This window comes from Nesterenkonia haasae (genome assembly GCF_010119385.1).
GTDB lineage: Bacteria > Actinomycetota > Actinomycetes > Actinomycetales > Micrococcaceae > Nesterenkonia > Nesterenkonia haasae.
Window position 1 is genome coordinate 333,128 of the sequence record NZ_VFIE01000019.1, and the last position, 25,661, is coordinate 358,788.

General features: G+C 62.4%; 24 protein-coding genes. 11 read left to right on the forward strand and 13 right to left on the reverse strand.

Features of this window, described 5'->3' with window-relative positions; all coding sequences use genetic code 11:
* Positions 1–103: 103 nt before the first annotated feature.
* A complete protein-coding gene (locus FH975_RS08205; RefSeq protein WP_162320909.1) occupies positions 104–1,279 on the reverse strand; it encodes a MarP family serine protease in 1,176 nt (391 codons plus the stop codon).
* 90 nt (positions 1,280–1,369) lie between these two features.
* On the opposite strand from FH975_RS08205, the gene FH975_RS08210 reads away from it, so the two are divergent.
* Entirely contained in the window at positions 1,370–2,047 is a 678-nt protein-coding gene (locus FH975_RS08210; protein ID WP_162320910.1) for a Crp/Fnr family transcriptional regulator, read from the forward strand.
* A gap of 74 nt (positions 2,048–2,121) precedes the next feature.
* On the opposite strand, the gene FH975_RS08215 is transcribed toward FH975_RS08210, so the two are convergent.
* The 4 genes from FH975_RS08215 to FH975_RS08225 are packed head-to-tail and all read right to left on the reverse strand — an operon-like array spanning position 2,122 to position 5,259.
* Positions 2,122–3,363, reverse strand: coding sequence for a carboxylate--amine ligase (locus FH975_RS08215; protein WP_202923106.1), 1,242 nt, complete (start codon positions 3,361–3,363; stop codon positions 2,122–2,124).
* Positions 3,356–3,814 (reverse strand): RidA family protein, encoded by a 459-nt coding sequence (locus tag FH975_RS08220; RefSeq protein WP_162320911.1) that lies wholly within the window; start codon positions 3,812–3,814, stop codon positions 3,356–3,358. Before FH975_RS08220 ends, FH975_RS08215 begins: the two co-directional genes overlap by 8 nt.
* A 14-nt stretch (positions 3,815–3,828) precedes the next feature.
* A complete protein-coding gene (locus tag FH975_RS16290) occupies positions 3,829–3,993 on the reverse strand; it encodes a hypothetical protein (protein ID WP_202923107.1) in 165 nt (54 codons plus the stop codon).
* A gap of 9 nt (positions 3,994–4,002) precedes the next feature.
* Entirely contained in the window at positions 4,003–5,259 is a 1,257-nt protein-coding gene (locus FH975_RS08225; protein WP_162320912.1) for a carboxylate--amine ligase, read from the reverse strand.
* Between the two features lie 161 nt (positions 5,260–5,420).
* Here FH975_RS08225 and FH975_RS08230 point away from each other — a divergent pair, with 161 nt between their 5' ends.
* From FH975_RS08230 to FH975_RS08250, 5 genes are read left to right on the forward strand one after another with little or no spacing between them, the layout of a single operon-like run.
* A complete protein-coding gene (locus FH975_RS08230; protein WP_162320913.1) occupies positions 5,421–7,658 on the forward strand; it encodes a transglycosylase domain-containing protein in 2,238 nt (745 codons plus the stop codon).
* 38 nt (positions 7,659–7,696) lie between these two features.
* Positions 7,697–8,602 (forward strand): metallophosphoesterase, encoded by a 906-nt coding sequence (locus tag FH975_RS08235; RefSeq protein WP_162320914.1) that lies wholly within the window; start codon positions 7,697–7,699, stop codon positions 8,600–8,602.
* Between the two features lie 48 nt (positions 8,603–8,650).
* Complete coding sequence (locus FH975_RS08240) at positions 8,651–10,639, forward strand: ABC transporter ATP-binding protein (RefSeq protein ID WP_162320915.1); 1,989 nt, start codon at positions 8,651–8,653, stop codon at positions 10,637–10,639.
* 50 nt (positions 10,640–10,689) lie between these two features.
* On the forward strand, positions 10,690–12,549 hold the full coding sequence (locus tag FH975_RS08245; protein ID WP_202923140.1) for an ABC transporter ATP-binding protein: 1,860 nt from the start codon (positions 10,690–10,692) through the stop codon (positions 12,547–12,549).
* A gap of 33 nt (positions 12,550–12,582) precedes the next feature.
* Positions 12,583–13,524: an ion transporter gene (locus FH975_RS08250; protein ID WP_162320916.1), complete on the forward strand. Its 942-nt coding sequence runs from the start codon at positions 12,583–12,585 to the stop codon at positions 13,522–13,524.
* A gap of 198 nt (positions 13,525–13,722) precedes the next feature.
* On the opposite strand, the gene FH975_RS08255 is transcribed toward FH975_RS08250, so the two are convergent.
* Positions 13,723–14,565 (reverse strand): alpha/beta fold hydrolase, encoded by an 843-nt coding sequence (locus FH975_RS08255; RefSeq protein WP_162320917.1) that lies wholly within the window; start codon positions 14,563–14,565, stop codon positions 13,723–13,725.
* A gap of 57 nt (positions 14,566–14,622) precedes the next feature.
* On the opposite strand from FH975_RS08255, the gene FH975_RS08260 reads away from it, so the two are divergent.
* Positions 14,623–15,105 carry a MarR family winged helix-turn-helix transcriptional regulator gene (locus FH975_RS08260; protein WP_162320918.1) on the forward strand — a complete coding sequence of 161 codons (483 nt, stop codon included), beginning with the start codon at positions 14,623–14,625 and terminating at the stop codon, positions 15,103–15,105.
* A 346-nt stretch (positions 15,106–15,451) separates the two neighbouring features.
* Here the strand turns inward: FH975_RS08260 and FH975_RS08265 are convergent, their stop codons facing one another.
* Genes FH975_RS08265 through FH975_RS08275 form a run of 3 tightly spaced genes read right to left on the reverse strand, consistent with a single transcriptional unit; the run spans position 15,452 to position 18,693 of the window.
* Positions 15,452–16,348 (reverse strand): phosphoribosylaminoimidazolesuccinocarboxamide synthase, encoded by an 897-nt coding sequence (locus FH975_RS08265; protein ID WP_162320919.1) that lies wholly within the window; start codon positions 16,346–16,348, stop codon positions 15,452–15,454.
* Positions 16,345–17,673, reverse strand: a complete 1,329-nt coding sequence (gene purD, locus FH975_RS08270; RefSeq protein ID WP_162320920.1) for a phosphoribosylamine--glycine ligase — start codon at positions 17,671–17,673, stop codon at positions 16,345–16,347. The genes FH975_RS08265 and purD overlap by 4 nt, the downstream gene beginning before the upstream one ends.
* Before the next feature lie 48 nt (positions 17,674–17,721).
* A complete protein-coding gene (locus tag FH975_RS08275) occupies positions 17,722–18,693 on the reverse strand; it encodes a helix-turn-helix transcriptional regulator (protein ID WP_162320921.1) in 972 nt (323 codons plus the stop codon).
* Positions 18,694–18,795: 102 nt separating this feature from the next.
* Between FH975_RS08275 and FH975_RS08280 the strand changes: the two genes are divergently transcribed.
* From FH975_RS08280 to FH975_RS08290, 3 genes are all read left to right on the forward strand, one after another.
* Positions 18,796–19,752: an SDR family oxidoreductase gene (locus FH975_RS08280; protein WP_162320922.1), complete on the forward strand. Its 957-nt coding sequence runs from the start codon at positions 18,796–18,798 to the stop codon at positions 19,750–19,752.
* 54 nt (positions 19,753–19,806) lie between these two features.
* The gene (locus tag FH975_RS08285; protein WP_235928565.1) at positions 19,807–20,835 is read left to right on the forward strand and encodes an asparaginase; all 1,029 of its coding nucleotides are present in this window, start codon (positions 19,807–19,809) and stop codon (positions 20,833–20,835) included.
* A gap of 120 nt (positions 20,836–20,955) precedes the next feature.
* Positions 20,956–21,309 (forward strand): sterol carrier family protein, encoded by a 354-nt coding sequence (locus FH975_RS08290; protein ID WP_162320924.1) that lies wholly within the window; start codon positions 20,956–20,958, stop codon positions 21,307–21,309.
* A gap of 17 nt (positions 21,310–21,326) precedes the next feature.
* Here FH975_RS08290 and FH975_RS08295 read toward each other — a convergent pair whose 3' ends face one another.
* The 4 genes from FH975_RS08295 to FH975_RS08310 are packed head-to-tail and all read right to left on the reverse strand — an operon-like array spanning position 21,327 to position 25,129.
* On the reverse strand, positions 21,327–22,364 hold the full coding sequence (locus FH975_RS08295) for a hypothetical protein (protein WP_162320925.1): 1,038 nt from the start codon (positions 22,362–22,364) through the stop codon (positions 21,327–21,329).
* The gene (locus tag FH975_RS08300) at positions 22,364–23,773 is read right to left on the reverse strand and encodes a signal peptidase I (RefSeq protein ID WP_328821831.1); all 1,410 of its coding nucleotides are present in this window, start codon (positions 23,771–23,773) and stop codon (positions 22,364–22,366) included. Before FH975_RS08300 ends, FH975_RS08295 begins: the two co-directional genes overlap by 1 nt.
* A 55-nt stretch (positions 23,774–23,828) precedes the next feature.
* Positions 23,829–24,485: a SipW-dependent-type signal peptide-containing protein gene (locus FH975_RS08305; protein WP_162320927.1), complete on the reverse strand. Its 657-nt coding sequence runs from the start codon at positions 24,483–24,485 to the stop codon at positions 23,829–23,831.
* Between the two features lie 2 nt (positions 24,486–24,487).
* On the reverse strand, positions 24,488–25,129 hold the full coding sequence (locus FH975_RS08310; RefSeq protein WP_162320928.1) for a SipW-dependent-type signal peptide-containing protein: 642 nt from the start codon (positions 25,127–25,129) through the stop codon (positions 24,488–24,490).
* Between the two features lie 250 nt (positions 25,130–25,379).
* Between FH975_RS08310 and FH975_RS08315 the strand changes: the two genes are divergently transcribed.
* Positions 25,380–25,661: a hypothetical protein gene (locus FH975_RS08315; RefSeq protein WP_162320929.1), complete on the forward strand. Its 282-nt coding sequence runs from the start codon at positions 25,380–25,382 to the stop codon at positions 25,659–25,661.

Consider the following 25,661-nt stretch of genomic DNA (forward strand, 5'->3'; position numbering starts at 1 on the left):
GTTATGGACTTCACCCGCCGCTATAGCGAGGTGTGAGTGCGAAAACGCTGTGTCATTCCGCTGAGCTGGCTGGTCGGGACTTTCTGAGCGCCCGGGGCTGTGCCTAGGAGCGGTCCAGGCACTGCCCGGTGGAGACTGTGTCGGTGAAGGCGTCCGGGTTGCTCATGGCCTCGCCCGCGGCGTCTGCGGTGACTGCGAACCCCACGGCGTCGCCCTCCAGCGCCCGTGCGAAGACAATGCCAGCGATGTTTCCCTCACGATCCACCAGGGGCCCACCGGAGTTGCCGCGCCGGACATCCGCGTTCAACTGGTAAATCTCCAACTCGGATGCTGAGGCTCCGTAGATGTTGTTCACCTGTGACACGTCACGAGCTTGCACCACCGCTGGCCCCGCCACGAAGGGTCCGCCCGAAGGGTAGCCCATCACGAAACCCTCGGTATTACGGTCCATCGCCCCGCCGACCTGGGCTGGCGGAGCATCCAGAGTGTCCACCGCCAAGAGCGCCAGATCCTTGGATGTGTCAAAGTGCACCACGCGCGCAGTGGCGATCTGCCCGTCAGGCATCTCCACGGAAGGCTCGGAGACCCCTGCCACCACATGAGCATTGGTCATCACCCGGTTCGGAGACAGCGCCACCCCGGAGCCGAACTGAGACTGCCCGCACTGCTGCGCCACGCCGGTGATTCGCGCAACAGACTGTGCTGTGGCAGACGCGGCCTCCGTCAGCTCGCCAGACTCCGGGACGTCACCGGTGTCTGGAACGAGCAGTTGAGCGATTTCTGGAATATCGGAGGCCATGACCGTGGATCGGACATCTGCGAACATTGACTCCACCCGGTCCGGCATCACCTGGTTGATGCCCTGGAGTACTGCGGACTGCTTCATATGGTGATTGACCTGTGGGAAGCCCATGGCCTGGACTGAGAAGCTCAGGGCAGCAATGACCAGGAAGGCCACTGCCAGGTTGACCACCGCACCGATCAGCGCGGAGACCGTTTTGATCGCCGGGGAGCGGAACATGCGCTGCACCTCTGCGCCGGCAGCTGAACCGAGGGCATGACCGGCCACCACCAGTACGATCGCGCAACCGATCACGGCCACCACGCGCCACGGAGAATCGGGCATCCATGAGGCCACTAGAGGGATCGAGAAAAATGCGGCGGTCGCGCCGACCAGGAAGCCAGCAGCTCCACCGACGGTGGCCCAGACTCCGCGAGCGAACCCTGCGGCCACAAACACGAGGACCACAAACGCCAGGATGATGTCCAGTAAAGTCACGGTCCCTTAGGTTAGCCTGACAGGACTACAACCTGGTAACTTCTAACCCAAACCTAATGTTTATCCACACACCTCACGAACGGAACGGTTATGGATCTCGAAGTGCTACGCCGCGCTCCACTCTTCGCCACGCTCGACGACGATGTCTTCGTAGCACTCAGCAATAAGCTCGCGGAAGTGGAGCTCTCGCGTGGAGCATCCGTGTTCCACGAAGGTGATCAGGGCGACCAGCTCTATTTCATCGTCTCCGGCAAGATCAAGCTGGGACGCTCCACCCCCGATGGCCGTGAGAATCTTCTGGCGGTCCTTGGCCCGGGAGAGATCTTTGGCGAAATGGCACTGTTCAATCCAGCCCCTCGTACTGCCACGGCGACTGCAGTCTCTGAGACCCGGCTGGCGGGCCTGAAGCACCAGGATCTCCGTGATTTGATCACCGCTAACCCTGAGATCTCAGTGCAGCTGCTGCAGGCTCTGGCCAAGCGCCTGACTCGCACCAATGAGTCGCTTGCTGACCTGGTCTTCTCCGATGTGCCCGGCCGTGTCGCCAAGGCCCTGCTGGATCTGGCTGACCGCTTCGGCCGCCCTGCCCCAGACGGCATCCTGGTGGCTCACGAGCTCACCCAGGAAGAGCTGGCCCAACTGGTTGGTGCCTCCCGCGAGACCGTCAACAAGGCTTTGGCGGAGTTCGTTCAGCGCGGTTGGATGCGACTGGAAGCCCGCGCAGTCGTCATCTTGGACATTCAGCGGATCCGCCAGCGCTCCCGGTAGCCCTCCCGGGGTGGTTCGCCCCGGTGCTGTCTCCGCCCGGTGATACGGCTGCATGAGTCACCGGGCGCTCCGCCTCAGGAGGCGTCCGCCCAGGTGGCATTGGCGTACTTCTTCCGGTATCTCACTGCCCGGACTGCCAGCCATGCCCGCCGCAGCAGTGAGGTGTCTCCGCTGTAGTACAACGGATTTTTGACCTTTTTCTGGCGGATCATACGGGCGACGTCCTCACGGACACCCGGAGCGGTGACATACTTGCGCAGGATGTACTGCGGCACCACAGTGAACAGCACATCTTTGTCCACATAGGCGCATTCTCCAGGCTCACGCTGTTTGCCATGAATCAGATCCTCCACCAGGTACCCGGCGAGGTTGTGACCCTGCGCGGTGGCGTACCAGCTGGAGCGCCCCTGCCGAACATTGACCTCTAAGACCTTGAATGCTTGGTCGCGGGAGTCGTATTTGATGTCGAAATTGGCGATCCCGGTGTACCCGATGGCCTCCAAGAATTCCTTGAGCTGAGTCATGACCTCCCGGTTGAACCGAGAAATGATCGCCGTGTAGTTGCCGATTGCTGAGGCTTCATGTTCCTGAAGCAGCACCTGTCCGAAGTTCACGAACTCCGCACGGCCTGCAGTGTTGAGGTACAACACCGAGTCCCAGATGAAGGTGTCGTCACCGGGAATGAAGTCCTGAATGATCAGTGTGCCCCGGTAGCCGGAGTCACTGATCCGGGCGACGACGCCGGCCACCTCCGCTGCGGAGTTGAGTCTGTAGACCTTTTCCTGACCGGGGAACTTATTGCGGTAGTACTCCACGCTGTTGCCTGGCTTGAGGATCACCGGATACCGCGTGATCGTCTCTTCGAGCTCATGAACGGGAGCGCCTACATGGTGAATATGAGTCTCAGGGATCTGAAGTCCATGCTGCTGCGCAAGCGGGTAGAAAGCGTCCTTGACGTGCAGGGCGTTCAGCAGTTCCTCTGTGGGGTAGTTGAACCGGTAGAGGTCCTTCAACTGGTCGGCGTTTTCAATGATCAGCCGCACGTAGTGATCACTGGTGCCCACCAGCAGCAGGGGCAGCTGCTGGTGGTGCAGGCTCTGCGCATAGTCGCGGAGAGCCGGGACGAACACTTCAGGTCTGTCCAGGTCCTCGACAAAAGTGGTGCTGGCGATGATGGAGGAGTAGTGCGTGAAGCCTAACTGCACTTTGCCGACCACTTGAGGCTTTACGCCATAGGCCTCATGGAAGGAAGCCGCCATGTGGTAGGCATTGAGGTCTGTCCCGATGATGACCGGGAGAAAGTCATGATCAGCCAATGTGCGCGATCAGATCCACTTCAACGGGAGTGTTCAGCGGCAGAGCCGAAACCCCTACAGCGCTGCGGGCATGGATGCCAGCTTCTCCGAAGGCTTGACCCAGAATTTCGGAAGCACCGTTGATCACCTTGGGCTGGCCTGTGAAGCCCGCAGCAGACGCCACGAAGCCACCCACTTTGGCGATCCGGACAATACTGTCCAGGTCCACGACTGTTTTCAACGCGGCAATAAGGTTTAGGCCGCATTGTTTGGCCAGCTCATAGGCCTGCTCCGGGGTGACCTCAGCGCCGACCTGGCCTTCTGCGGGAAGCTCACCGCCCACTAGAGGCAGTTGGCCGGACACGTAGACGATGTTGTCGACGAGGACCGCAGGCTGATAGTCCGCCACCGGCGGCACCACCTCAGGGACGGTGAGGCCCAGCGCGGAAAGACGTTCTTCTACCGTGGACATTGCCGTCTCCTGATCTATTGTTTGGGCCGCTTCAGATATGCCACCGGGGCGTTGCCGTCAGGTCCGGGGAGAACTGTGATTAGTTCCCAGCCGTCGTCTCCCCACTGGTCAAGGATGCCCTTGGTGTTGTGAATAATGAGCGGAATAGTGGCGTACTCCCACTGTGTCATGTCAGCCATATCCTCAGCCTAACTCAGACCGTCTCTCCACGTGGATGCTTCGTACTTCTTTCCTTGGCGGAAGTGACGGCCGGCGAGGTAGGCCAGACGTTTCGGCGACCGGTCCGCCCGGTACCAGAGCGGGTTGGTGGCCTTGCCCTGCTTGATGAGCCGATTCACCTCGCTGCGCACTTCTGGGTTGGTCACATATTTGCGCAGAATGTAGCGCGGGGCCACATGGAAGAGGGCATCACCCTGGGCGAGGGTCAGTTCTTTGCGCTTCCCGTGCACTAGGTCGTCGACCAGATACTTCATCACCGGGTGACCCAATAGAGCTGTGTAGTAACTCGAGCGGCCGGGGCGGGCGTTGATCTCCATCACCTTGTACTTCCGGTCACGTGGATCGAATTTGATGTCCACATTGGCCACCCCGGTGTAGCCGACCGCCTCAAGGAAGTTCTTGTAGGTGAGCATCAGTGATTCGTCGTACTGAGAGACAATCGCGGTGTAGGAACCCACCAGGTGTGATTCGTGTTCCTGCAGAGCGACCCTGCCCAGAGTCACCAATTCACACTGGCCCTCGGTGTTCACGTACAGGACTGAATCCCAGATGTTGGTGTCGTCTCCGGGGATGAACTCCTGGATGATGAGCGCCCCGCGGTAGTCGGAGGCTTCCACCGCGGCCACAACATCCGCCACCTCTTGAGCGGTGGTGAGCCGGTAGACCTTCTGATGGCCAGCAATCTTGTGCTGGTTCATCCACCACTGATTAGGGTTCGCCGGTTTGATGATGACAGGGAAGCGATCCACTTCCAGCTCGAACGGTTCACCAACCTGGTGCACCTGAGTCTCCGGAATGTCCACACCGTGTTCGGCAGCCAGCTCGTAGAACCGCTGCTTGTCCATAAATTTCTGACGCACCGGCTCGTCAGGGGTATTCATCAGATAGTGCTGCCCGAGCACCTCGCGGTGGCGGCTGACCAGCTCCACGTAGATATCAGTGCTGGGCACCAGAAGCAGGGGCACCTGATACTCGGCGTTCAGTTGACGCGCCTTGTCGGTGAGAATGCGCAGGAAAGCGTCGTCGTCAGTGATGTCCTGGTGGAGGTCCATCGCCAGGATGGTGCTGTCCCAAGTGAAACCGAGCTTGATCTTTCCGATCATCAGCGGCTTGACGCCGTAGACCTCGTGAAAGCTCCGAGCGTGCGTGTAGCCGTGGATATTGGTGCCGAGGATGACCGGGAGGAACCCGGCTGTCTGAGCAGCCTGAACATCGTGTGAAGTCACCGCATCATGCTAACGGACTGCGCGGCTTCTGCTGAGGGCACAGCCGTAATGCGCTCAGCGCAGCGCCGGCCCGATCCCAGAAAAGTCCCTGATGACAGGCGTTCAGGTGGGGCTTGAGCCCCCGCTCGGCACGGTTTGACTGCCCCGATATCATATAGATCATGGCTTCCCGCAAATCCCCTCTTTTTGACACGGCTACAACCGTGGGCAAAATCATGTCCTTCTTGGGCGTCAGCGCACTCTGCGGCCTGCTTGCTGCCGGCCTCGTCTTCCCGCTTGCAGCCACCGGCGGCGCTGCCGCATCAGCCGGAGGCGACATCCTTCACGAGGTTCCTGCCGAGCTGCAGGAGGAGCCACTGTCAACTCCTTCACATATGTACGCCAGTGATGGGGAAACACGCATTGCCACGTTCTATGCGGAGAATCGTGTGCCCGTAGACCTTGAGGACGTCTCACAGGAGATGAGGGACGCCATCATCGCCATTGAGGACGAGCGGTTCTATGAGCACGGCGGAGTGGACGCCCAAGGCGTCGCACGTGCCGCAGTCCACAACTTCACTGCCTCCACCCAGCAGGGCGCCTCCACGCTGACCATGCAGTACGTCAACAACGTGCTGAACAACGCTGCTGTGGTCTCCGGTGAGGGCAATTTCTTGGCTGCGGGCATCCAGGAGAAGACCTACGCCGATAAGTTGCGGGAAATGAAGCTGGCGGTCCAGGTCGAGCAGGAGATGACTAAGGACGAGATCCTTGAGGGTTACCTGAACATCGTGATGCTGGGCGGACGCAACTATGGCGTTGAAGCCGCCGCTCAGTACTACTGGGGAATTTCCGCCTCCGAGCTGGACCATCAGCAGGCCGCCACATTGGCCGGCATCGTGCAGGCTCCGAACTACTTCCGGCCTGACATTGAGAGCAACTGGGACGCGGCGGAGACCAGGCGCAACACGGTTCTGCGGAATATGTACGCCCACGATTTCATCACCGAAGAGGAATACGAAGAAGCGGTAGCAATCGACCTCGGCGAGAGTCTGGAGATTCAATCCAGCGAGGTCGGATGTATTGCCGCTGATCTCGGTGAATACTTCTGCGACTACGCCATTCACGACTTCACACAGTCCGAGGCGTTCGGAGAAGATGAGCAGGAGCGCGCAGAGCTGCTCGCCCGCGGTGGACTCCGGATTGTCACCACGCTGGATCCGGATATGCAGCGGCAGGCCGAACAGGTTGTCATGGACCACCAGCCACGGGGTACCGAGGCAGCTGCCCTGATCAACTCCATGGATCCGGAAACCGGTGACATCCTCGCAATGGCCCAGTCCACCACTTACGATCCGAACGACGAGAGTGACGATTGGAACACCACGTCCCTCAATATGAACGTCGGTTCCTCCCATGGCGGAAGCAACGGCTTCCAGGGAGGCTCCATCCTCAAGCCGTTCGTAGCAGCGGCTTGGGTTGAAGAGGGCAATGACATGGACGACCGCGTCGATGCCGACCAAACCGAGTATGAGTACGGGGAGCGTTGGCAGGCCAGCTGCATGCCCGGAGGCTCAGTGACACTGCTCCAGGGTGAGGGCGATGAAGACGTCTACTCCATTTCCAACGTATTGGATGACACCGAACGTGAAATGACAGTTGACTGGGGGCTTTTCCACTCCATCAACACCGCAACTATGGCCACCGCCAATGACATGGACCTCTGCGCCATTACCGACCTGACAGACCGTCTCGGCATCCAAGGAACCAGCGAAGGGATCGAACTGGGCCCCCTTCGGCCCGACACACCCTCCTTCGTCCTAGGCTCGGCCTCCATCACCCCCTTGGTCATGAACCGGGCATACGCGGCCTTCGCCAATGACGGAACCATCTGCACCCCGCGGTCAATCCTCGAAGTCACGGACGCTCATGGCAACGAGTACGAGCTTCCGGAATCGAACTGTGAGCAGGTTGTGGACCCAGATGTCGTGGCACAGGTCAATGACACGATGATCAACATTGCCGAGCAGAACCTCTACGTCGGTGAACGCGACGGTGAGGCACCATTCCCCATGGCCGGCAAGACCGGTACCAACCACACCGCCTCGGGCATGTCGTTCCAGGGTTACACCGAAGGCGTGGCCACCAGCGCCTATGTCACCAGGATCAACGACAACAGCTCCCTGTGGTCCAACGGCAACGTTCCCGACGAGACATACGCCGGGACAATCGCCTTCCCGCTGTGGTACGACTACATGCGTGAAGTAGCGCCCAATCGGGCCACCGGTGACTTCCCTGAAGCCAACAACTCCCCATTCAACGAGCGCCGCTCCGGATACGGCGGACGCTACGCGATGTCCGAACTGGGCTCCGGCAGCAGCAGCTCCGATGACGACGGTGACGACAACGATGACGACTGAGCCTGCCCACCAGGCAGGACCAGTGAGGGCTCGGACTCTTGATTCGTAGTCTCAGCGCGGCCTTTGGAGTTCTTGGGGCTGCGGGAGTCGGAACATTGGTCTATGCCAATCGGGTGGAGCTGAACCGGTTCACTCTCCGGCGCGCCGAAGTTGACGTTCCCGGGTTCGATGGTCAGTTGAGGATCCTGCACATCTCCGATATCCACTACGTCCCGGGGCAGTGGCAAAAGTATGACTGGCTGCAGAAGCTGGCCACGTTGAAACCGGATCTGGTGGTCAACACTGGAGACAACCTCTCCGATCGGCGAGCCGTTCGTGAGGTCCTCAGCGCACTGGAACCGCTCATGGACCTACCCGGCTGCTTCGTGCCCGGGTCCAACGACTACTACGCTCCGCGGCTGAAGAACCCGCTGAAGTACTTCACCGGCCCCTCCACCACACACCCGGCTGCGAAGAATCTGCCCACAGAAGAGCTCTTCGACGGTTTCGAAGCCGCTGGCTGGGCCAATCTCACCAACGCCCACACCGCAGCGACTGTGGCCGGCCTGAACCTGGAATTCTCCGGCGTCGATGATCCGCATCTGGAGCTCGACGAATTCACCGGCTGGTCCACCACCGACCCGCACCTGAGGATAGGTGTTGCCCACGCTCCGCAGCAGAGAGTCTTGAACACGTTCGCAGATGCAGGTGCAGACCTCGTGCTGTCCGGGCACACCCACGGGGGCCAGGTCTGCCTTCCGTCCTTCACCAGAGGCAGTGGTCGCGCTCTGGTCACCAACTGTGACCTTCCCACCCGGCACGCCAAGGGACTGCACACTCGGCACCGGCCGGACGGTGGGCGTACCCACGTCCATGTTTCAGCAGGGCTCGGCACCTCCGCCACAGCCCCAGTCCGCCTTTTCTGCCCCCCTGAGGCGACGCTGCTCACAGTCCGGGGCGGCTGACCTCAGTCGTTTGGTCATCCCGACCAAGAGGAGTAAAGTAGTTGCGGCATGCAACCATCTGATCAGAAGCGCAGCGCCAATGCGGCTCCAAAGCTTGGCGCCCAGGAACGGGCGGCCCAGCAGCGAGTCGAATCCGGTCAGCGTCGCACACTCATCCAGGCCCTCGCGCGCCTGATTCCCTACCTTGAGGGTCTGAAGCTGCGGTGGTTCTTCGGCATGCTCGCAGCCATTGGCGCTGGCGTCATCGCGCTGTCTGTTCCCGTGGTGCTGGGCGGCCTGGTAGATGACATTGGCACAGTGGACGCCACAGCAGCTGTGGTCTGGACTGCCTTCGCCGTTGTTCTGGGCCTGGGTGTCCTCGAAGCCTTCTTCGTGTTCCTCCGCCGGTTCTTCGTCATCCCCCCGGCGTCAGATGCAGAGACGAACATGCGCGTCGCCCTGTTCTCACGTCTGATCCATCAGTCGGCCGCCTTCCACGGTGCGTGGGAAGCTGGTCAGCTGCAGTCCCGCGCGATTGCCGACCTGAACATGCTCCGCCGGTTCTTCGCTTTCGGTTCTCTGATGCTGGTCACCTCCTCCATCACGGTTCTAGTGGGTATCGGCGTGATGTTCAGCTGGTCTCCGGTGCTCGGCGGACTGTTCCTCTGCGCAGCGGTTCCAGTGATCGTGCTCGGCCCGGCCTTCCGCAAGAAGTTCATCCACTACTCGCGCTCCGCCCAGGATCAGGCCGGTGAGGTCGCAACCAAGGTGGAGGAGTCAGTTCACGGCATCCGGGTGCTCAAAGCATTCGGCCGAGGCGACTGGGCCCGCTCCAGCTTCAAAGAAGAAGCCGCCACCCTGCGCGATCTCGAAGTCTCCAAGATGCGCACCCTGGCCAAGTTCCAGATGTTCATGGTCCTTCTGCCGGAGTCCGTCCTAGCACTGTGCATCTTCACCGGCCTCTACCTCGCTGGCCAAGGGGATATCACCCCCGGCTCATTAGCAGGATTCTTCGCCATGGCGGTGGTGCTGAAACAGCCCATTGAAGGCATCGGCATGCTCATCGGCATGGTCTTCATGGCCAAAACATCGATTGACCGTCATATCGATGTCATGGATGTAGAGCCCACAGTGGTATCCCCGGAGCAGCCCACCACCTCTGAAGAGCGCGGCCTCGTTGAGCTTGATAACGTTCACTTCCGCTATCCGGACGCTGGCGAGGACCTCATCAAGGGCGCGACCCTGCGGATCGAACCAGGTGAGACGATGGCTTTGGTCTCCGCCACCGGCGGTGGCACCTCCACGCTGTTGAACCTGGTGCCCCGGCTCTACGACGTCACCGGCGGACGGGTGCTCATCGACGGGGTCGATGTCCGCGAATACAGCCTGCCTGACCTGCGGTCCAGAATTGCGGTGGCGTTCGAGGACCCCACGCTCTTCTCCACCACGGTGAAGTCCAATGTTCTGCTGGGCACCGGCCACCACCGGAATGATGACAATCCCGAAGAAGGCGACCCCTCACACCCGCACCGGGACAAAGCACCGCGGCTGGATCAGTTGGACGAGGTGCTCACTCAGGCGCTGCACACTGCTGATGCCGAGTTCGTACACGACCTTCCGGGTGGCTTGGACACCAGGATCGGCGAAGAGGGCATGAGCCTCTCCGGAGGTCAGCGCCAACGCCTGGCATTGGCCCGCGCAATCGCCGCGAAGCCCTCTGTGCTGCTGCTCGATGATCCCCTCTCCGCGCTGGACGTGCGCACCGAAGAACGTGTGACCGACCGTCTGCGAGAGGTCCTCAGGGGCACCACTACGCTGATCGTGGCTCACCGCCCCTCCACTGTGGCGATGGCCGACCGCGTGGCCCTGCTCCATGAGGGCACGGTCGCCGACGTCGGTACTCACACCGAGCTGCTGGCGCGCAACAGCATCTACGCCGGGATCATGAGACCAGCCCCACCCAGCGGAGAAGAGCTGATGGATGCCATCCCCGCAGGGCAGGACGACGACGCCGCCGCCCCCGGTGCCCCCGCTGACTTTCAGGAGGTCCCACGGTGAGTGAGCAGAAGACCAACGGGCGCGTCACAACGGCCGATGACACCGGAGTACTGGACCTCTCCAAGGTTGCTCCCCCGCCCGAGCAGGACGATTTCGCGCATCTGCGTGGCACCGCCGCCGAGGAGGACGTCACCTTCGACAAAGAGGAACGAAAGTTCATTCGGCGTCGGTCGCTTGCTCTGCTGTGGCGGGCCTCAGCCGGCGTTCGCGGCAAACTGCTGCTGACCGCCATCGCCGTCATCGTCTCCCAGGCAGCCCAGGCCGCCACCCCGTTCATCGCAGGTGGCCTGGCCATCGACTGGGGCCTCCCCCGGCTGATCGATGGTGATGCCACAGGTCTGTGGGTTCCCGCCGCGCTCTACCTCATCTGCGCAGTGACTGCAGGCAGCCTGCTCTACTGGTACACCCGGATGACCGCGGAAGCCTCGCAGACCATGCTGTACACGCTGCGCGATGAAGTCTTCCGCAAAACCCAGGCGCTGAGTTTGGACTTCCACGAGGACTACACCTCCGGGAAAGTGATCTCCCGGCAGACCTCGGACCTGGAAGCGCTGCGTGAACTCCTCGACGGTGGCATCAACCAGTTGGTGCAGGGCATCATGTTCATGCTCTTCACTACGGTCTACATCTGGATCAGCGACATCCGCTCCGGGCTGGTGCTGCTCTGCGCTGTCATCCCGATCTACTTCCTGGGCCGCTGGTACCAGAAGAACGCCGAGGTCGCCTACCGGCGCACCCGCATCTCCTCGGCCCGGATGATCGTCCACTTTGTGGAGTCCATGACCGGTATACGGGCTGTGCAGGCATACCGTCGCGAGGACGCCCGGTCCCGGCAGTACCGGAAACTGGCCAAAATCTACCGCGATGACATGGTCCGCTCGATCGGCCTTTTCGGCGTGCTGCAACCGTCCCTGATGCTGATCGGCAACCTCTCGGTGGCCGCCGTCCTGCTGTGGGGAGGATTCAGGGTGCTGGAGGGCGACCTAGGAGCAGGCCTGCTTCTGGGAATTGTGCTCTCCACCAAACGAGTATTCCAACCGCTGGACATGATCGCCATGTTCTACAACTCACTGCAGTCCGCCACCGCCGCTTTGGAAAAAGTCTCCGGGCTCCTGGAGGAAACACCCAATGTCCGGCAGGTGAAGGACCCCAAGCGGCTGCCTGACTGTGCAGGGGAGATCGAGTTCCGCAACGCAGAATTCAAGTACAGCGCCGACGGCCCTGTGGTGATGCAGAAGCTCGACCTGCACATCCCGGCGGGTCAAACTCTGGCCGTGGTGGGCCGCACCGGTGCAGGGAAGTCCACTCTGGTGAAGCTGCTCGCCCGGTTCTATGACGTCACCTCCGGATCATTGACCCTGGACGGAGTGGAATTACGCGAACTCGCCGAAGACGACCACCACCGGCATGTGGCCATGGTGACCCAGGAGGCATTCCTGTTCTCCGGTTCCATCAGGGAGAACATCGCCCTGTCCCAACCGGATGCCACCGACGAGCAAGTCATCGAGGCCGCCAAGGCGGTCGGTGCCCACGAATTCATCATGAGTCTGCCGGAGGGCTACGACACCGACGTCAATAAGCGCGGCGGCCGCATCTCTGCCGGTCAGCGTCAGCTGGTGTCTTTTGCCAGGGCGTTCCTGGCGGACCCGGCTGTGTTGATCCTGGACGAGGCGACGTCGTCGTTGGATCTTCCCTCAGAACAGCTGGTGCAGCAGGGCCTGGAGCGCCTGCTGGGCAATCGAACTGCGCTGATCATCGCCCACCGGCTCTCCACTGTGGCGATCGCTGACCGGGTGCTGGTCATTGATGAAGGACGCGTGGTGGAGGATGGAACTCCCGAGGACCTCATTGCCGCCGGCGGCTACTTCTCTAAGCTGCACTCAGCCTGGTCCGCCACCATGGGCTCGTAAGGTCCCGCACAGGCACCAGCTACCATTGGTTCAATGTCAGATGCTCTCTCCCCTGCCACACCTGTGACCTCCGCACCTCAGGTTCACTGGCGCCAACGGCTCGGCTCTTGGGTGGAGTCCTCCACTGTTGAGCGGTTCGTCATCGCGGTGATTCTGATCAACGCGGTGGTGCTCGGCATGGAGACCTCGCCCGCGCTGATGAACGCTTTTGGCGGTCTGCTCATCGGGATTGACGCCGCCTGCCTGGCGATCTTCGTGCTGGAGATCGGGCTGAAGCTGGTGGCGTTCGGGTGGAAGTTCTTCCGCAACCCGTGGAACGTCTTCGACTTCATTGTGGTGGGCATCGCCCTGGTGCCGGCGGGTGCGGGGTTCGAGGTCTTGCGGACACTTCGGGTGCTGCGCGTACTGCGGCTGATCTCCGCCCTGCCGCAGCTGCGCAAGGTGGTCAGCGCGCTGCTGCATGCGGTCCCGGGAATCCTATCCACGGGCGCGCTGCTGGCGCTGATCTTCTATGTGGCCTCAGTCATGGCCACCACCTTCTTCCGGGACACCCTCCCAGAGTTCTTCGGCAGCTTCGGCGCCTCCCTGTTCAGCCTGTTCCAGATCGCCACGCTCTCCAGCTGGGAGACCATCGTCCGGCCTGCCATGGATGAACACCCCTGGGCGTGGGCGTTCTTCATCCCGTTCATCATTCTGGCCGCCTTCACAGCACTGAATCTGATCATCGCGGTGATTGTGGACGCCATGAACACTCTGCACGATATGCCCTCCGCGACCGTAGTCACCTCATCCGATGATGAGCACGACGACGCCGCCTCGGCTGAGTCCCGCAATGGTGTGGATTCCGGCGCCGGAACGGGAGCTGGGGCCGGCGCGGTCGACGATCACCACCTGCTGTACCAGGAGATCAGACAGCTAAGGGCTGACGTCGCCGAACTCTCTTCTCAGCTCCGCGCTGCTGACCGGCACAACTGATAGGACGGTACCGCCCGCGCCCGGTTCGTCCCATCGCATGTGCCGCTGAGCCTGCCCATGGGGGCGGCGGCCAAAACTGCAACTCCGGATGGGACACCCAGCTTCACTGCGCCAAGAGTCCCCCCGGATGTTGTGCCGCGCGCAGTGGGCGGCGTGCACCGCCAATTGGCGGTTTATGCCATCGGTGTGATTCAGCGGCTATAACTTCCCAACTAGTTCTAAAAGAATTTTGTTGAACTCGTCTGGACGTTCCATATTCGGGTAATGTGCCGCTCCTGCTATCTGGTGCACCTCACCTCTGGGCACTGCTGTGGCAAGTTCGACCACCATGCGCTGATGATCCTCAGCGTCGAGACTGCCGGAGACCCCTAGAACAGGAAGATCGATTCCCGCCAGCCGCTGCCAAGTGTTGCTCACCGGGGTCGCCGGGGTAGGTATGACCGGGCCGTCTTCACGGACGATATGTGTGCTCAATGTGTGCCGCGCCATCCGTTCAATCCCTGAAGTCACGCCGGGGTCGACCTCACTCAACGCGCGCTGAGGCCCGGCGACGAAACGCATGAAAGCAGAAATCCACCCTTCAGGGTCCAGCGCCTCGGAACTGCGCTGCCAGGCGCCGAGTACGTCGAGCACCCAAGGGTCGCGGAACTCTGGCTCACTGGTTCCGGCCCCACTGACTACAAGAGCCAGTGCCCGATCAGGATGCTCCAACACCACATCCACGGCAGTAGACCCACCCATGGAAACACCAACGAGCACAGCTTTTTCGATGTCCAAGGCGTCAAGGAGGGCCACGACATCGTCGCCATACCGGAAGGGTTGCCCATCCGGGGCTTGAGTCCATCCGTGCCCGCGGGCATCGAGTGCAAGACAACGATGTTCCGCGAAGGCGGCGAGCTGGGGGCCCCACATACGGTGATCCAGTGCGCCACCGTGCAGAAAGACCAGTGTCGGCCTGCCTGCTGCAGGGACGCGAGCGGGTCGGTCCACATAGGCAATACTGGCATTCGCGCAGCTCACATACTGTATGGCGTCATTCATGACAACCAGGTTGTCAGATTTTGGGCCTTATGACAACTAAGGTGTCATAATAGCGATATGGATGACACCAGCTCGTCTGCTGACCCACTCCCCCCTGGCCCCCTAGCTCACCAACTGGCCGAGGTCTATCGAGTCTTGGGGCCGCTGTACCGCAAAGTCTCCAGAACCGTGGAACGCCTGCAACCAACGATGGGCATGTCCGTGGGTGTGCGCGCGGTGCTGGAGCAGTTGCGCCGTGAGGGTCCTCTCACCGTTCCAGAAATGGCGCGCTCCCAGGAGCTAAGTCGGCAGTTCGTTCAACGCATGGTTCATGACGCGACGTCCGCTGGATGGGTCCAATCGCGGCCGAATCCCGCACACCGGACTTCGCCGTTGATCCGCCTCACAGAATCAGGCGTGGGTGCGGTCGACGAGGTGGTGGCCCATGAGCGCGCACTTATGGGACAAGTCCCGGGGAGCCTCACGGGGGAAGACATCGCGGCAACTCTCAAAGTGCTCACCGCTATGTCTAAAGGCCTCGACGACGTCAAAGAGTTCTGAATCGCGGGTGGCCCCAGCCGAAACCGAGCCTCGACGGGAGCTGGGACCGGCGCGGTCGATGATCACCACCTGCTGTACCAGGAGATCAGACAGCTGCGAGCCGACGTCGCGGAGCTCTCCTCTCAGCTCCGCGGTGCTGACCGGCACAACTGATAGGACGGTAGCCACCGAGTCCCGGTCGTTCCATCGCCTATGCCGCCGAGCCTGCTCATGGGGCCAAAACTGCAACTCCGGATGGGACACCCAGCTTCACTGCGCCAAGAGTCCCCCGGATGTTGTGCCGCGCGCGGTGGGCGGCGTGCACCGTCCGTTAGACAAGGTGCCCGAGCTCTGCGGCGGTGCAGGCTCAGAGGGTCAGCTCAGCGCCGGTGAGGCGTCGGTAAGCGTCCAGGTAGCGTTCCTGGGTGGCCGCGACGATGTCCGCCGGAAGTTGGGGCGGGGCGGCATCGGAGTTCCGGTCCCATCCTGAGGCGCTGCTGGTGAGCCAGTTGCGCACGAACTGCTTGTCGAAGCTGGGCTGCGGCTTGCCTGGGCTCCATTCTTCGGCCGGCCAAAACCGCGAAGAGTCCGGGGTGAGCACCTCATCAGCGAGCACAAGGGCACCCTGAGCATCGAGCCCGAATTCGAACTTGGTGTCAGCCAAGATGATCCCGGCAGCTCGCGCCCTCTCCTCCGCGAGCGCATAGACTCGCAGCGCCGCATCCCGCAGCCGATGTGCGAGGTCCGCTCCGAGGTTCAGCTTCAGCTGCTCGAAGCTGATGTTCTCATCGTGGTCACCCTGCTCTGCCTTGGTGGAGGGGGTGAAGATGGGTTCGGGCAGCGCGGATCCGTCGGTGAGGCCCGCGGGGAGCTCGATTCCGGTCACGGTGCCACTCTCCCGGTATTCGGCCAGACCCGAGCCGGTGAGGTAACCGCGCACAATCGCCTCAGCCTGCACCATCTCCAGGGCACGCACGACGACGCCGCGGCCCGCCACCTCCTCTGGAACCTCCGTGCTGACCACGTGGTTTCCAATTCCTTCAGCGGACAACTGCTCGAACCACCACAGACTGAGCTGGGTGAGGATGACGCCTTTTCCGGGGATGCCGGGACTCAGCACATGGTCGTAGGCGCTGATTCGGTCGGTGGCGACCATGAGCAGGACGTCCTGGCCATCCCACACTGAGCCGGCTTCCGGTGCGTAGAGGTCCCGGACCTTGCCCGAGCTCAGATGCTGCCACCCCGGGAGGGCTGCCGCGGTCACCGCTGCGCCCCCGTGGAGTGGGGACCACCTGGGTTGATCTGCCCGGCGAGCGCTTTGGCGGCGATATCCGTACGGTGCTGGGCGCCGGTCCAGGTGATGCGTTCGACTCCGGCATAGGCGCGGTCTACGGCTTCGCGGAGCGTACCTCCGGTGCCGACCACGGCGAGCACGCGTCCGCCGGCGGTGACGAGGTTCCCGTCGTGCTCAGCGGTGCCGGCATGCAGGACGGCCACTCCTTCGAGCCCTTCAGCTTCTGCGATGCCGGAGATGACGTCCCCTTTGCGGGGGGCGTCAGGATAGTTTTCGGCGGCAATCACCACATCAGCTGCGTACCCGTTGGACCACTCAAGGTGGCGGTCGGGGCCCAGCTGGCCCGTGGCGGCGTCGAGCAGGAGTCTTCCAAGCGGGGTGGCGAGGCGTTCCAGAACGGCCTGGATCTCAGGGTCACCAAAACGGGCGTTGAACTCCACCACTCGGACACCGCGGGAGGTGATGGCCAGACCGCAGTAGAGCACACCGACGAACGGTGTGCCACGGCGAGCCATTTCTTCCAGGGTGGGTCGCGCCACCCGGTCGACGACTATCTCGGTGAAGTTCCGGGTCACTCCCCCGTGGGTTTCGGTGTAGCCCTCCAACCAGTCCAGCGGTGTATAGGCCCCCATGCCGCCCGTGTTGGGGCCGGTGTCGTCGTTATAAATGCGTTTGAAGTCTTGGGCCGGTGAAAGGGGCACCAAGTTGTGGCCGTCACAGATGACGAACAGGGAGACTTCAGGACCGTCGAGGAACTCTTCGATGACCACGGTGCTTCCGCCGGTCAGGCAGGCCTCCGCATGAGCCTGGGCCTGGTCGAGGTCTTCAGTGACCACTACGCCCTTGCCGGCAGCGAGTCCGTCGTCTTTGACCACGTAGGGCGGGCCGAACCGGTTGAGCGCGTCGGCGGCCTCCGTGGCAGTCGAGATGTGCACAGCTTGCGCGGTGGGCACTGCCGCGGCCGCCATGATCTCCTTGGCGAACGCTTTGGAGGCCTCCAGTTGGGCCGCAGCCTGCGAGGGGCCGAAGACGGGGATTCCGGCGGCGCGCACGGCATCGGCCACTCCTGCAGCCAGGGGCGCCTCTGGTCCGATGACCACCAGGTCATAGCCGCCTTCAGCGGAGAGTGCGGCCACGGAGTCAGGTGCTGTGGCGTCGACTGCGCGGCAGGTCACATCCCGGGCGATCCCGGCATTTCCGGGGGCGGCCTCCACCGTGGTGACGGCCGGGTCGCGCAGGAGCGCACGGACAATGGCATGTTCTCGGCCTCCGGGGCCCACGACCAGAATCTTCACGGTCCCTTACCTTACCGCCCGGCCTGCTGCTTTGGGGGCGTCGCCCCATCAGCACGGAGGATTGCAGGCGGCAAGGTCTTTCCCACGTTCGAAGAGCAGCCGGCGCAGCTGAGGCGGTTGGAGGACTTCAATACCGGGGACTCCCAACAGCTGGTGGGATACGATCTCAAGCTTCTCCGTCATGAGGGTCAGCTCAAGGCGCGCAGGGGATCCCGGTGTGCGCTGAGCGCTCTCCACAGCGGATCCGACCTCAGTACCGGGTAACGCGGACTTAAGCGCCGTAGCGGACGTTTCGGGAATGGAGAGCCGTACCGAGAGATTCACGACAGAGGCCTCAAACTCTGCCCGGGCAGAATTCCAATATCCGGCGAGCGAGAAGTTCTCTGGCCGCCAGGATGCTTCCCGGTGCGCCTCGACTTTTTCGATGCGGGAGAGCCGATAGGTACGCACCGCGTGGTGATGGGCTGCGACCAGATACCACCGGTTGGTTTTGAGCACGAGTCCCAGCGGGTCAAGAAGCAGCCGAACTGGCTCGGCGGCAGAACCCTCGCGGGCGTAGTGCACGGTGATGCGGCGTCCCTCCCATACTGCTCGGGCAGCTTCACTCAGCCAGGGGAGCTTCTCAGGCTCGGCGAACCACGGGCCATAGTCGAGATGAATCCGATCTGCAGCGGCGACCTGGTCCTGTCGTGTCGCTCCGGGTGCTGCGAGCATCTTCAGCCGTGCTGTCTGGAACTCCGTCTCCAAGCCGAGCTCCCGGGACGCAGCCTCACCCAGCAGCAATGCCTGCACCTCCGTGGCGGTCATGCCGGTCAGTGGCGAGCGCCATCCTTCGACAAGCCCAATGCCGCCGGCTGGTCCGGTGCGGCTCCACACCGGCACCCCCATGGTCTGCAGGGCGGCGATGTCGCGCTGGATAGTGCGGGTGGAGACTCCGTGCTGATCCGCCAGCTCCTTCACTGTGGTCCGGCGGATGCGGGTCAGCTGAAGCATCAGGGTCACAAGCCGGGAGGTGCGCATGAGGCGATCTTAGGCACGATCCGGGGTTATTTACGACACTCATTGTCATCAATAGGTGTCAGGCTCAGAACGGACCCAGTCACTCACCAGTTGGAGGACCCATTGACCACACCCACAACACCCCCGGATCTGAGCGGAAAGATCGCGTTGGTCGCCGGAGCAACGCGCGGCGCCGGACGAGCAATTGCCCTCGAGCTGGCCCGGGCAGGTGCGCTTGTCTACTGCACCGGACGTTCCACCGCAGGGGCTCCCTCCGACTACGGCCGTCCGGAAACTATTGAAGGAACCGCTGAACTCATCGTCCAGGCGGGCGGCGAGGCCCGGGCCGCTGTGGTGGACCACCTAGACATTGGCGCTGTCGAACGCTTGGTGGAACGCATCGATCAGGAGCAGGGTCAGCTGGACATACTCATCAATGACATAGGTGGCGAGGCGTATGTAAAGTTCGACACTCCGCTCTGGGAATACGATCTGCGCGCTGGCCGCCGCCTGCTCGACACTGCACTGCTAACGCACCTGAACACCAGCCGTTGCGCGCTGGGATTGATGGTCCGCACCACGGGAGCCCTGGTAGTAGAGGTCACGGATGGGACCCGCCACTACAACGCCACCCATTTCCGCAGCTCGGTCTTCCTGGACCTGGCCAAAACGGCCGTGGATCGGTTCGCGTTCGCTCAAGGGCACGAACTCGCCCCATATGGCGGCACCGCGGTGTCGGTCTCACCGGGGTGGCTTCGCTCAGAAATGATGCTGGACCACTTCAGCACCACGGAACAGGATTGGCGCGACCATGCCGAGGCAAACCGCGGCATCCCTGAAGCGCTGCCACCCTATGAGTTCGTCATCTCGGAGACCCCGGCAATGTTGGCTCGCGGCGTGACGGCACTGGCCGCAGACCCGGACCGCGCGCAGTGGAACACGAGGTCCACCAGCTCATTCGACCTCGCAGAACACTATGACCTCACTGATGTCGACGGGTCCAGGCCCAATGCGTGGCGCTTCATGAGCGATATGGAGCACACGACGGCCCAAGAGCTCGACGTCGAGGAATACCGCTGAGTAGTACCCGCGTGCCAGCTGCGGACTCATGCCGCTGGACGTATGGTGGAAACCATGAGCACTGATGCTGCATCGACGCCACATACCGCCACTGCCGCTGAGTCTGCCGAGTTGGCTGTGGTCACCCGTGCGGGCCTCGCGGAGTCACGCCACGTGGGATCCGCAGTGCTGGTCGGACCAGACGGAGAGGTCCTGAATCGGCTCGGTGCTCCGGAGAGCATCGTGTTCCCGCGCTCCTCACTCAAACCTCTTCAGGCACTGGCCTCGTTGCGGGCCGGGGCCCTGGTGAGTCCGGAGGCTGTGGCTCTGGCCTGCGGCTCCCATGTGGGGTCCCAACGGCATCAGGATGTGGCCGCGACAGTGCTCGCCAAAGAGCGGCTGGACGAGTCACATCTGAAGTGCCCGGTGGCCTATCCGGCGCGCAGCGCTGACTTCGAGGCGCATATTCGCGCGGATAAGACCGAGACCGCGCTGGCGTACAACTGCTCCGGCAAGCACGCCGTCTTCCTCGCGGCCACACGCACTCAAGGCTCACGCCTGGCGACCTACACTGATCCTGACCATCCACTGCAAGTGATGGTCAATCAGGTTTACGCCGAGTACTGCGGTGAAGCGCCCACCACGCTGGGGGTCGACGGCTGCGGGGCTCCGGCGGCCGCGATGAGCCTGACCGGCTTGGCCCGCGGAATCGGCAAGCTGAGCTCCGCACTCACCCAGCGCGACGCCGAGGTGCACGCTTTCACCGTCGCTCAGGCCATGCTCGACTACCCCTGGGCTGTCCGCGGCGACGGCGAACCAGACACTGTAGTCATGGAACAGCTCGGCCTGCTCACCAAGTCAGGCGCTGAGGGAGTCCTGGTGGTGGCTGCGCCGGACGGGACGGCTGCTGCGGTCAAGACGCTGGACGGCTCCGCACGCCCCAACCATCTGGTGGCGCTGAGCCTGCTGGCCGCCGCCGGCAAGGTGGACCTCGATGACCTGGAGCGGACGTTGAAGATCCTGGCCAAGCCCATCACCGGCGGAGTGGACCAGCGGCCAGCCGGTGGCCTGCGCTTATCAGAGGCTGTCACCGCCCGGCTGTAACCCATGCGGCGCCAGGGCCCACCGCCGCCCCCCACTTCCCTCGAAAATCAGGCTCCTGTTGAGTTGTCAGCATCCTGTAGGCACCTGATTTCCCAACAACCACCTGATGAACGGAGAGAAATGGCGCGACGCCGCATCAGCCACGAGGACGGCCGGGCAGCGGTAGGTGCCTGGTCACGGGGCCAGCAGGACCGCCGCACGCTGGCTGCAGCAGTGCGTTACCTCCTGGAGGAGCTGAGCGAACGCGTACCCGGAGGCGCAGTGGAAGTGCGGGTCCCGCCGTTTGGGGTCACGCAGTGCATCGCAGGGATGGCGCACACCCGGGGCACCCCGCCAAATGTGGTGGAGTTCAGCCCCGCCACATGGCTGGAGCTGGCCACCGGCACCCTTGACTGGGACCAGGCGCGCAGGGAGGGACGGATCAGCGCCTCCGGTACCCGGGCTGATCTGTCTGCGGTGCTGCCGATCATCTAGGGTGACCATCCTCGCGCTCAGCAGTTCGGCGGAAGATGGTCAAGCAGGTTCGAACCCTGCGCTGCCTCAATGGCGACGAGGTGGCGGTAATCTCCCCAGGGCGGAATCGTAATGGTGTCACGTACCCGACTGTCTTGGTCCGCGCTCGGAAGTCGCACCGAGTAGAGGTGGGCCTCCCCCGTCAGCGGTTCCACGATGTAGCCATCACCCCAACGAACCCGCGCTCCCTCGTCCAGATAGTCACCGCACACATAGTCTTCGAGGTCGATGTAGATCCGCCACGGGATCGAGGTGATGACACTCGTTTCGATACGTACGCCGAGATTCACTCCCCAGCTTTCCGGAGTCCCGCCAAATTCCCAGGTGTAGAGGGCCGGGTTGGGTTCAGGTTCGGGCACACCACGCGGGCAGAACTGGGCCTGGATGGTGTCCCCTGCTGGGATGGGGCTGTGGTTCGCCGAATCGGCTTGGGTGTTTCCGCGGATAGTCCATATCCCCTCACCAGGATCCCAGCTCACGGTCTCCCAGCTGCTGCCGCTCCATGCGCCCTGTTCGAAGGTGTATTTGCCGTCTGAATGCGTCACCTGCCCGGGTGCGGTGACGGCCGTGCTGAAGGGCTGCCACCCCCAGGTCGGCGCGGGCGCGACTGCGAGTGACAACTCCCACTCCACCGGTTCACTCGTGGTGTTCTCCAGAGTAAAGGAATGACAGAAGTCCATGCTGGTCCAGTGCACCTGAGGCGCGGAGTGTGCATAGTCCAATCCCTCAGTGAGTTCGACTGGCTTCAACGCTGGCGTGGAGTTAATCTCCGCGATTGCGGCAGTGTCGAGATACGCTCCGGGATCCTCGCCCGGGGGGATACCTGGGATTGTGGGGCCGGAGTCTTCGGGGTCGTAGAGCAGCTGGGTCTCGGTATGCGCCTCTGCCGACCAGGACGCCTCCGAAGTGATGATCCGGGGTTCTGAGCCGGACGCAGCGGTGAAGGCGAGCACCGCGGCGCTGAACACAGCAATACCGGCGACCGTCCGAGCCACATGAACCGATCGGTCACTCATCAGGCGTGTCCTTCCGGCTGATGAGTGAGTCGGACATCTCCTGGCGCCGGGCGGGTGACCGTCGACCGACTCTTTTTACGCAGAACCATCCCAGTCAGAATGGAGAGGATCGCTGCAATGAGCACTGCGAGCAGAGAAAACCCTGTCACCGGAAACCCACTCGGAGCGCCCTGCTCTGCGCCCGCGACGGCTGACTCCTCACTGACCTCCGGATCCTCGGTACCCGGTAGGGGTTCTGTGCCTGATTCTTCTCCTCCGATCGGGGAGACCATGAAGTCTTCACCCGCAGCCGAGATGTGAACTCTGAGGAGCGTGCCTGCAGCTTGCATATCATTGCTCAGGCTCTCGGGGACGGTGACCTCGAGCCTGAACCACAGGGGACGCTCACCGGATGTGATCGGCAGATAAGCCAAGTCGTGGACTCCTGTGGCATTACCTGCTCTGAGCGAGTCCGTTCGTGCCTCCAGTGGCTTGTAGTCCTGCAGTAGCAGCTGGTACTCAGCGGGACAGGAATCCTCCTGGTTTAAGGACCGTCCGCTCCTGGTCGCCGCCTGAGCGGGTGTGGTCTCCCACTGCGATCTGCAGGAGTGCACGGTGATGATCAGCGGTACGCTTCCGGTTGCCTCGATTCCGGCCCGCAGGGTCGCATCCTCAGGGATTTCCTTGATCTGAACACCGATGTCCCAGTAAGCCCTGTCCCCAGGGGCCAAATCCACAATGTCTTCCTCTGAAAGCACTGAGGTGAGGGTTAGGTACTCACCACGGATCACTGTGCTCGTGGCATCTGCGGCGCCCGCGTCCGTTTGGGCGGCTGCCGGTGCCGAGGCGGGACCGATCAGCAGCGCCCCGCCCGCGCACAGGCCCAGGACTCCGGCCCCAAGTGCTGCGGAGCCACGAGGTTTCCTGCGTGTCCTCCGAGCCGGAGGACCACTTTGCTGCGGCGGCGAAGCGCGGGGCCAGAAGGCCCATCCGACAAGCGCGGAGGCGAGCAGAGTGACTGTTCCGAGCACGTAAGGGTTGCTCATCTGATGAATCGGCTGAGCTAGGTGCGGCACCGAGAAGAGGGTGACCTGGGCCTCGGTGATCGTGTACGGGTGGGGATCTTCTGTGTCATTGGCGTCACCCTGCATGGTGACCACGCGTTGTTGGGGTGCTTCTCCATCTTCGATGGAGGTGACCCGGTGGGTGACCGGCAGCTGCCCGGGGCGGTCAACAGTGAGCACGTCCCCGATCTGCACCTCTGCAGCCGAGATCTCCTGGACTACCGCCACTGAGCCGGAGGGGATGGCCGGTTCCATTGACCCAGTGCGGAAAAGTACCAGGGAGATGCTCATGGTGTAGGCGAGGATGACCATCACTACGCAGAGCAGGCCTGTCGCGGCAGCCAACCACAGCAGCGTCTCGGTCACGAACCGCCGCACTCTTCTCATATGCACCAGAGCCCCTGGTACGCACTGGGCCGCCTCATTCAGAGATCCCGGCGGTGGCTCTTAATTCCCACACTGCGGTGACTCCTTGACCCCGGGCCGCGTCGGAGCTGTCCTCGGGGTGGGTGATCTTCAGACACAGGTGGACGGGTGCCTCGCCCCCGGCAGCGAGGCTGTGCGCCGAGGAGCCGTGAGCAGTCAGCGGTGAGCCGTCTTGCACGAGCTCAGCTCCTTCCGCGAAACTTCCGGCGTCACACGCGGGTCCGCTGATCCTTGCTACTCCATACGTGAGGAAGGGCCCCAAACCCACCGCATTGGCTTCTTCGTCGGCGAACATTTCGAGGGTTCCCCCGACCGACTCTTCACCGGTTCGTACGCTGAAGGGCGCATAGATGCTGGTTCCCGGGGCAAGCTCATCAGCTTCCACGCCGAAGCTCAGCTGACCCGGATCGTCTGCGGGGTAGAGCTCATAGTTCGCGCCGTCAGTGGAGCCCCACAGACTGAATTGCCCAGCGGTGAAGTTCCCTACCGCATGTGCGGAGTCGTTCCAGGCTGCGGCCGTCACCATTGAACCGAGTCCTAAGACAATTCCGGCAGCGCAGATCGCCCGTGCCTTAGCCCAGAGGAGCTGCGGATCCTTCGGATGTGTCGATTCCCGCCGGGTTCTACGAGTGGCTCGTTCCCACTCCTTCATGGTCAGTCTGTGGATTCAGTCTGGACTTCCCAGACCACGGAAGCCGAGCCACCTTGGCTCAGCTCTTCGCTAGCCTCCACTTGGAAGCAGAGCTGCACCGGGGCTCCTCGAGAATCGTCTCCGCCGTGGTGCAGAGATACATCACTGAATTCGACGAAGTTGATGTCCCCGAGGCTCTCACCGGAGGCGATCTGAGCCCCGGTCGACTGCACCGTGCAGTCAGCCTCGGGGTCCGAAAGGTGCACCACGGAGTAGGTGTACTCCTCGACATTTCCGCTGGAGGAAGCGACGTCAATGCCCGTGATGACGCCGTCCACTGTGGTGGCGGCATCCGTTCGTAGCCAGAATCCAGCGGCGAACTGTTCACCGGGAGTGGTGTTGCCGGCCTGCATTTCCAGTGTGGCGGAGTCCTCAGCGCTGCTGTGGTCGCTGTACGTGCCGCCATCTTCGGAACTGATGACGTTGTACGAGCCGGTGGTGAAGAGTCCTTCGGCGAACTGATTGTCAGTCCATGCCGCCAGGGTGATGAGGGCGCCGACGCCGAGAACAGCCCCGGCTGCCATCACTGCGCGGATTTTGCGGGCGCGCGTCTTGTGGTTCGGAACGTAGGTCTGCTGTTCTGGGGATTCTGAGATCGTTGGCATAGTTTTCTCTCACGGGTTTTCTAACGGAACAGAAATGGCTGGGTCCAGCGGTATCCGCCTGCATAGGCCGCGACTGAGAGTCAACAATTTCCCCAGGGATTACGCGCTCCGGACCAAACCATCAACATTACACTCATTTGGTGTTTTAAGCACAGCTGTGTTAAGGCAAAAAAGTCATATCAATTGCGTCAACCCTCATCGGGCACACGCGCGGATTTGAGCCACGTGCTTCCCCTGTAGAATTGAGGACATGCCTTCTGAGACGCAGCGCCGAAAGGTGAGCGTTCGTACCGCCCCCAAACTCTTGCCGTTCTTAGTCGGCGCAGTGTTGGCGGCATTCACGACAGCTGTGATCGTCGTGTACAACACTCCAGAGGACCCGAACTACTCACGCGTCGCCTCGTTGGGGTACATCACGCTCGTCCTCTGCTTGCCGGCCCTAACGCTGGCGGGCACTGCCTGGCTTCTTCTGGACAAGGCGCTCAGGCGGCGCAGCACCACCTATGACATCAAACCGGCAGGAGAGCGCTGA

Excerpts from the sequence above, each read along its gene's own strand:
- FH975_RS08240 (WP_162320915.1), top strand. The coding sequence starts at position 8,651 with ATGCAACCATCTGATCAGAAGCGCAGCGCCAATGCGGCTCCAAAGCTT.
- FH975_RS08230 (WP_162320913.1), top strand. The coding sequence starts at position 5,421 with ATGGCTTCCCGCAAATCCCCTCTTTTTGACACGGCTACAACCGTGGGC.
- FH975_RS08255 (WP_162320917.1), bottom strand. The coding sequence starts at position 14,565 with ATGAATGACGCCATACAGTATGTGAGCTGCGCGAATGCCAGTATTGCC.
- FH975_RS08220 (WP_162320911.1), bottom strand. The coding sequence starts at position 3,814 with ATGTCCACGGTAGAAGAACGTCTTTCCGCGCTGGGCCTCACCGTCCCT.
- FH975_RS08305 (WP_162320927.1), bottom strand. The coding sequence starts at position 24,485 with ATGAAGGAGTGGGAACGAGCCACTCGTAGAACCCGGCGGGAATCGACA.
- FH975_RS08250 (WP_162320916.1), top strand. The coding sequence starts at position 12,583 with ATGTCAGATGCTCTCTCCCCTGCCACACCTGTGACCTCCGCACCTCAG.
- FH975_RS08260 (WP_162320918.1), top strand. The coding sequence starts at position 14,623 with ATGGATGACACCAGCTCGTCTGCTGACCCACTCCCCCCTGGCCCCCTA.
- FH975_RS08315 (WP_162320929.1), top strand. The coding sequence starts at position 25,380 with ATGCCTTCTGAGACGCAGCGCCGAAAGGTGAGCGTTCGTACCGCCCCC.
- FH975_RS08290 (WP_162320924.1), top strand. The coding sequence starts at position 20,956 with ATGGCGCGACGCCGCATCAGCCACGAGGACGGCCGGGCAGCGGTAGGT.
- FH975_RS08295 (WP_162320925.1), bottom strand. The coding sequence starts at position 22,364 with ATGAGTGACCGATCGGTTCATGTGGCTCGGACGGTCGCCGGTATTGCT.
- FH975_RS08275 (WP_162320921.1), bottom strand. The coding sequence starts at position 18,693 with ATGCGCACCTCCCGGCTTGTGACCCTGATGCTTCAGCTGACCCGCATC.
- FH975_RS08210 (WP_162320910.1), top strand. The coding sequence starts at position 1,370 with ATGGATCTCGAAGTGCTACGCCGCGCTCCACTCTTCGCCACGCTCGAC.
- FH975_RS08310 (WP_162320928.1), bottom strand. The coding sequence starts at position 25,129 with ATGCCAACGATCTCAGAATCCCCAGAACAGCAGACCTACGTTCCGAAC.
- FH975_RS08285 (WP_235928565.1), top strand. The coding sequence starts at position 19,807 with ATGAGCACTGATGCTGCATCGACGCCACATACCGCCACTGCCGCTGAG.
- FH975_RS16290 (WP_202923107.1), bottom strand. The coding sequence starts at position 3,993 with ATGGCTGACATGACACAGTGGGAGTACGCCACTATTCCGCTCATTATT.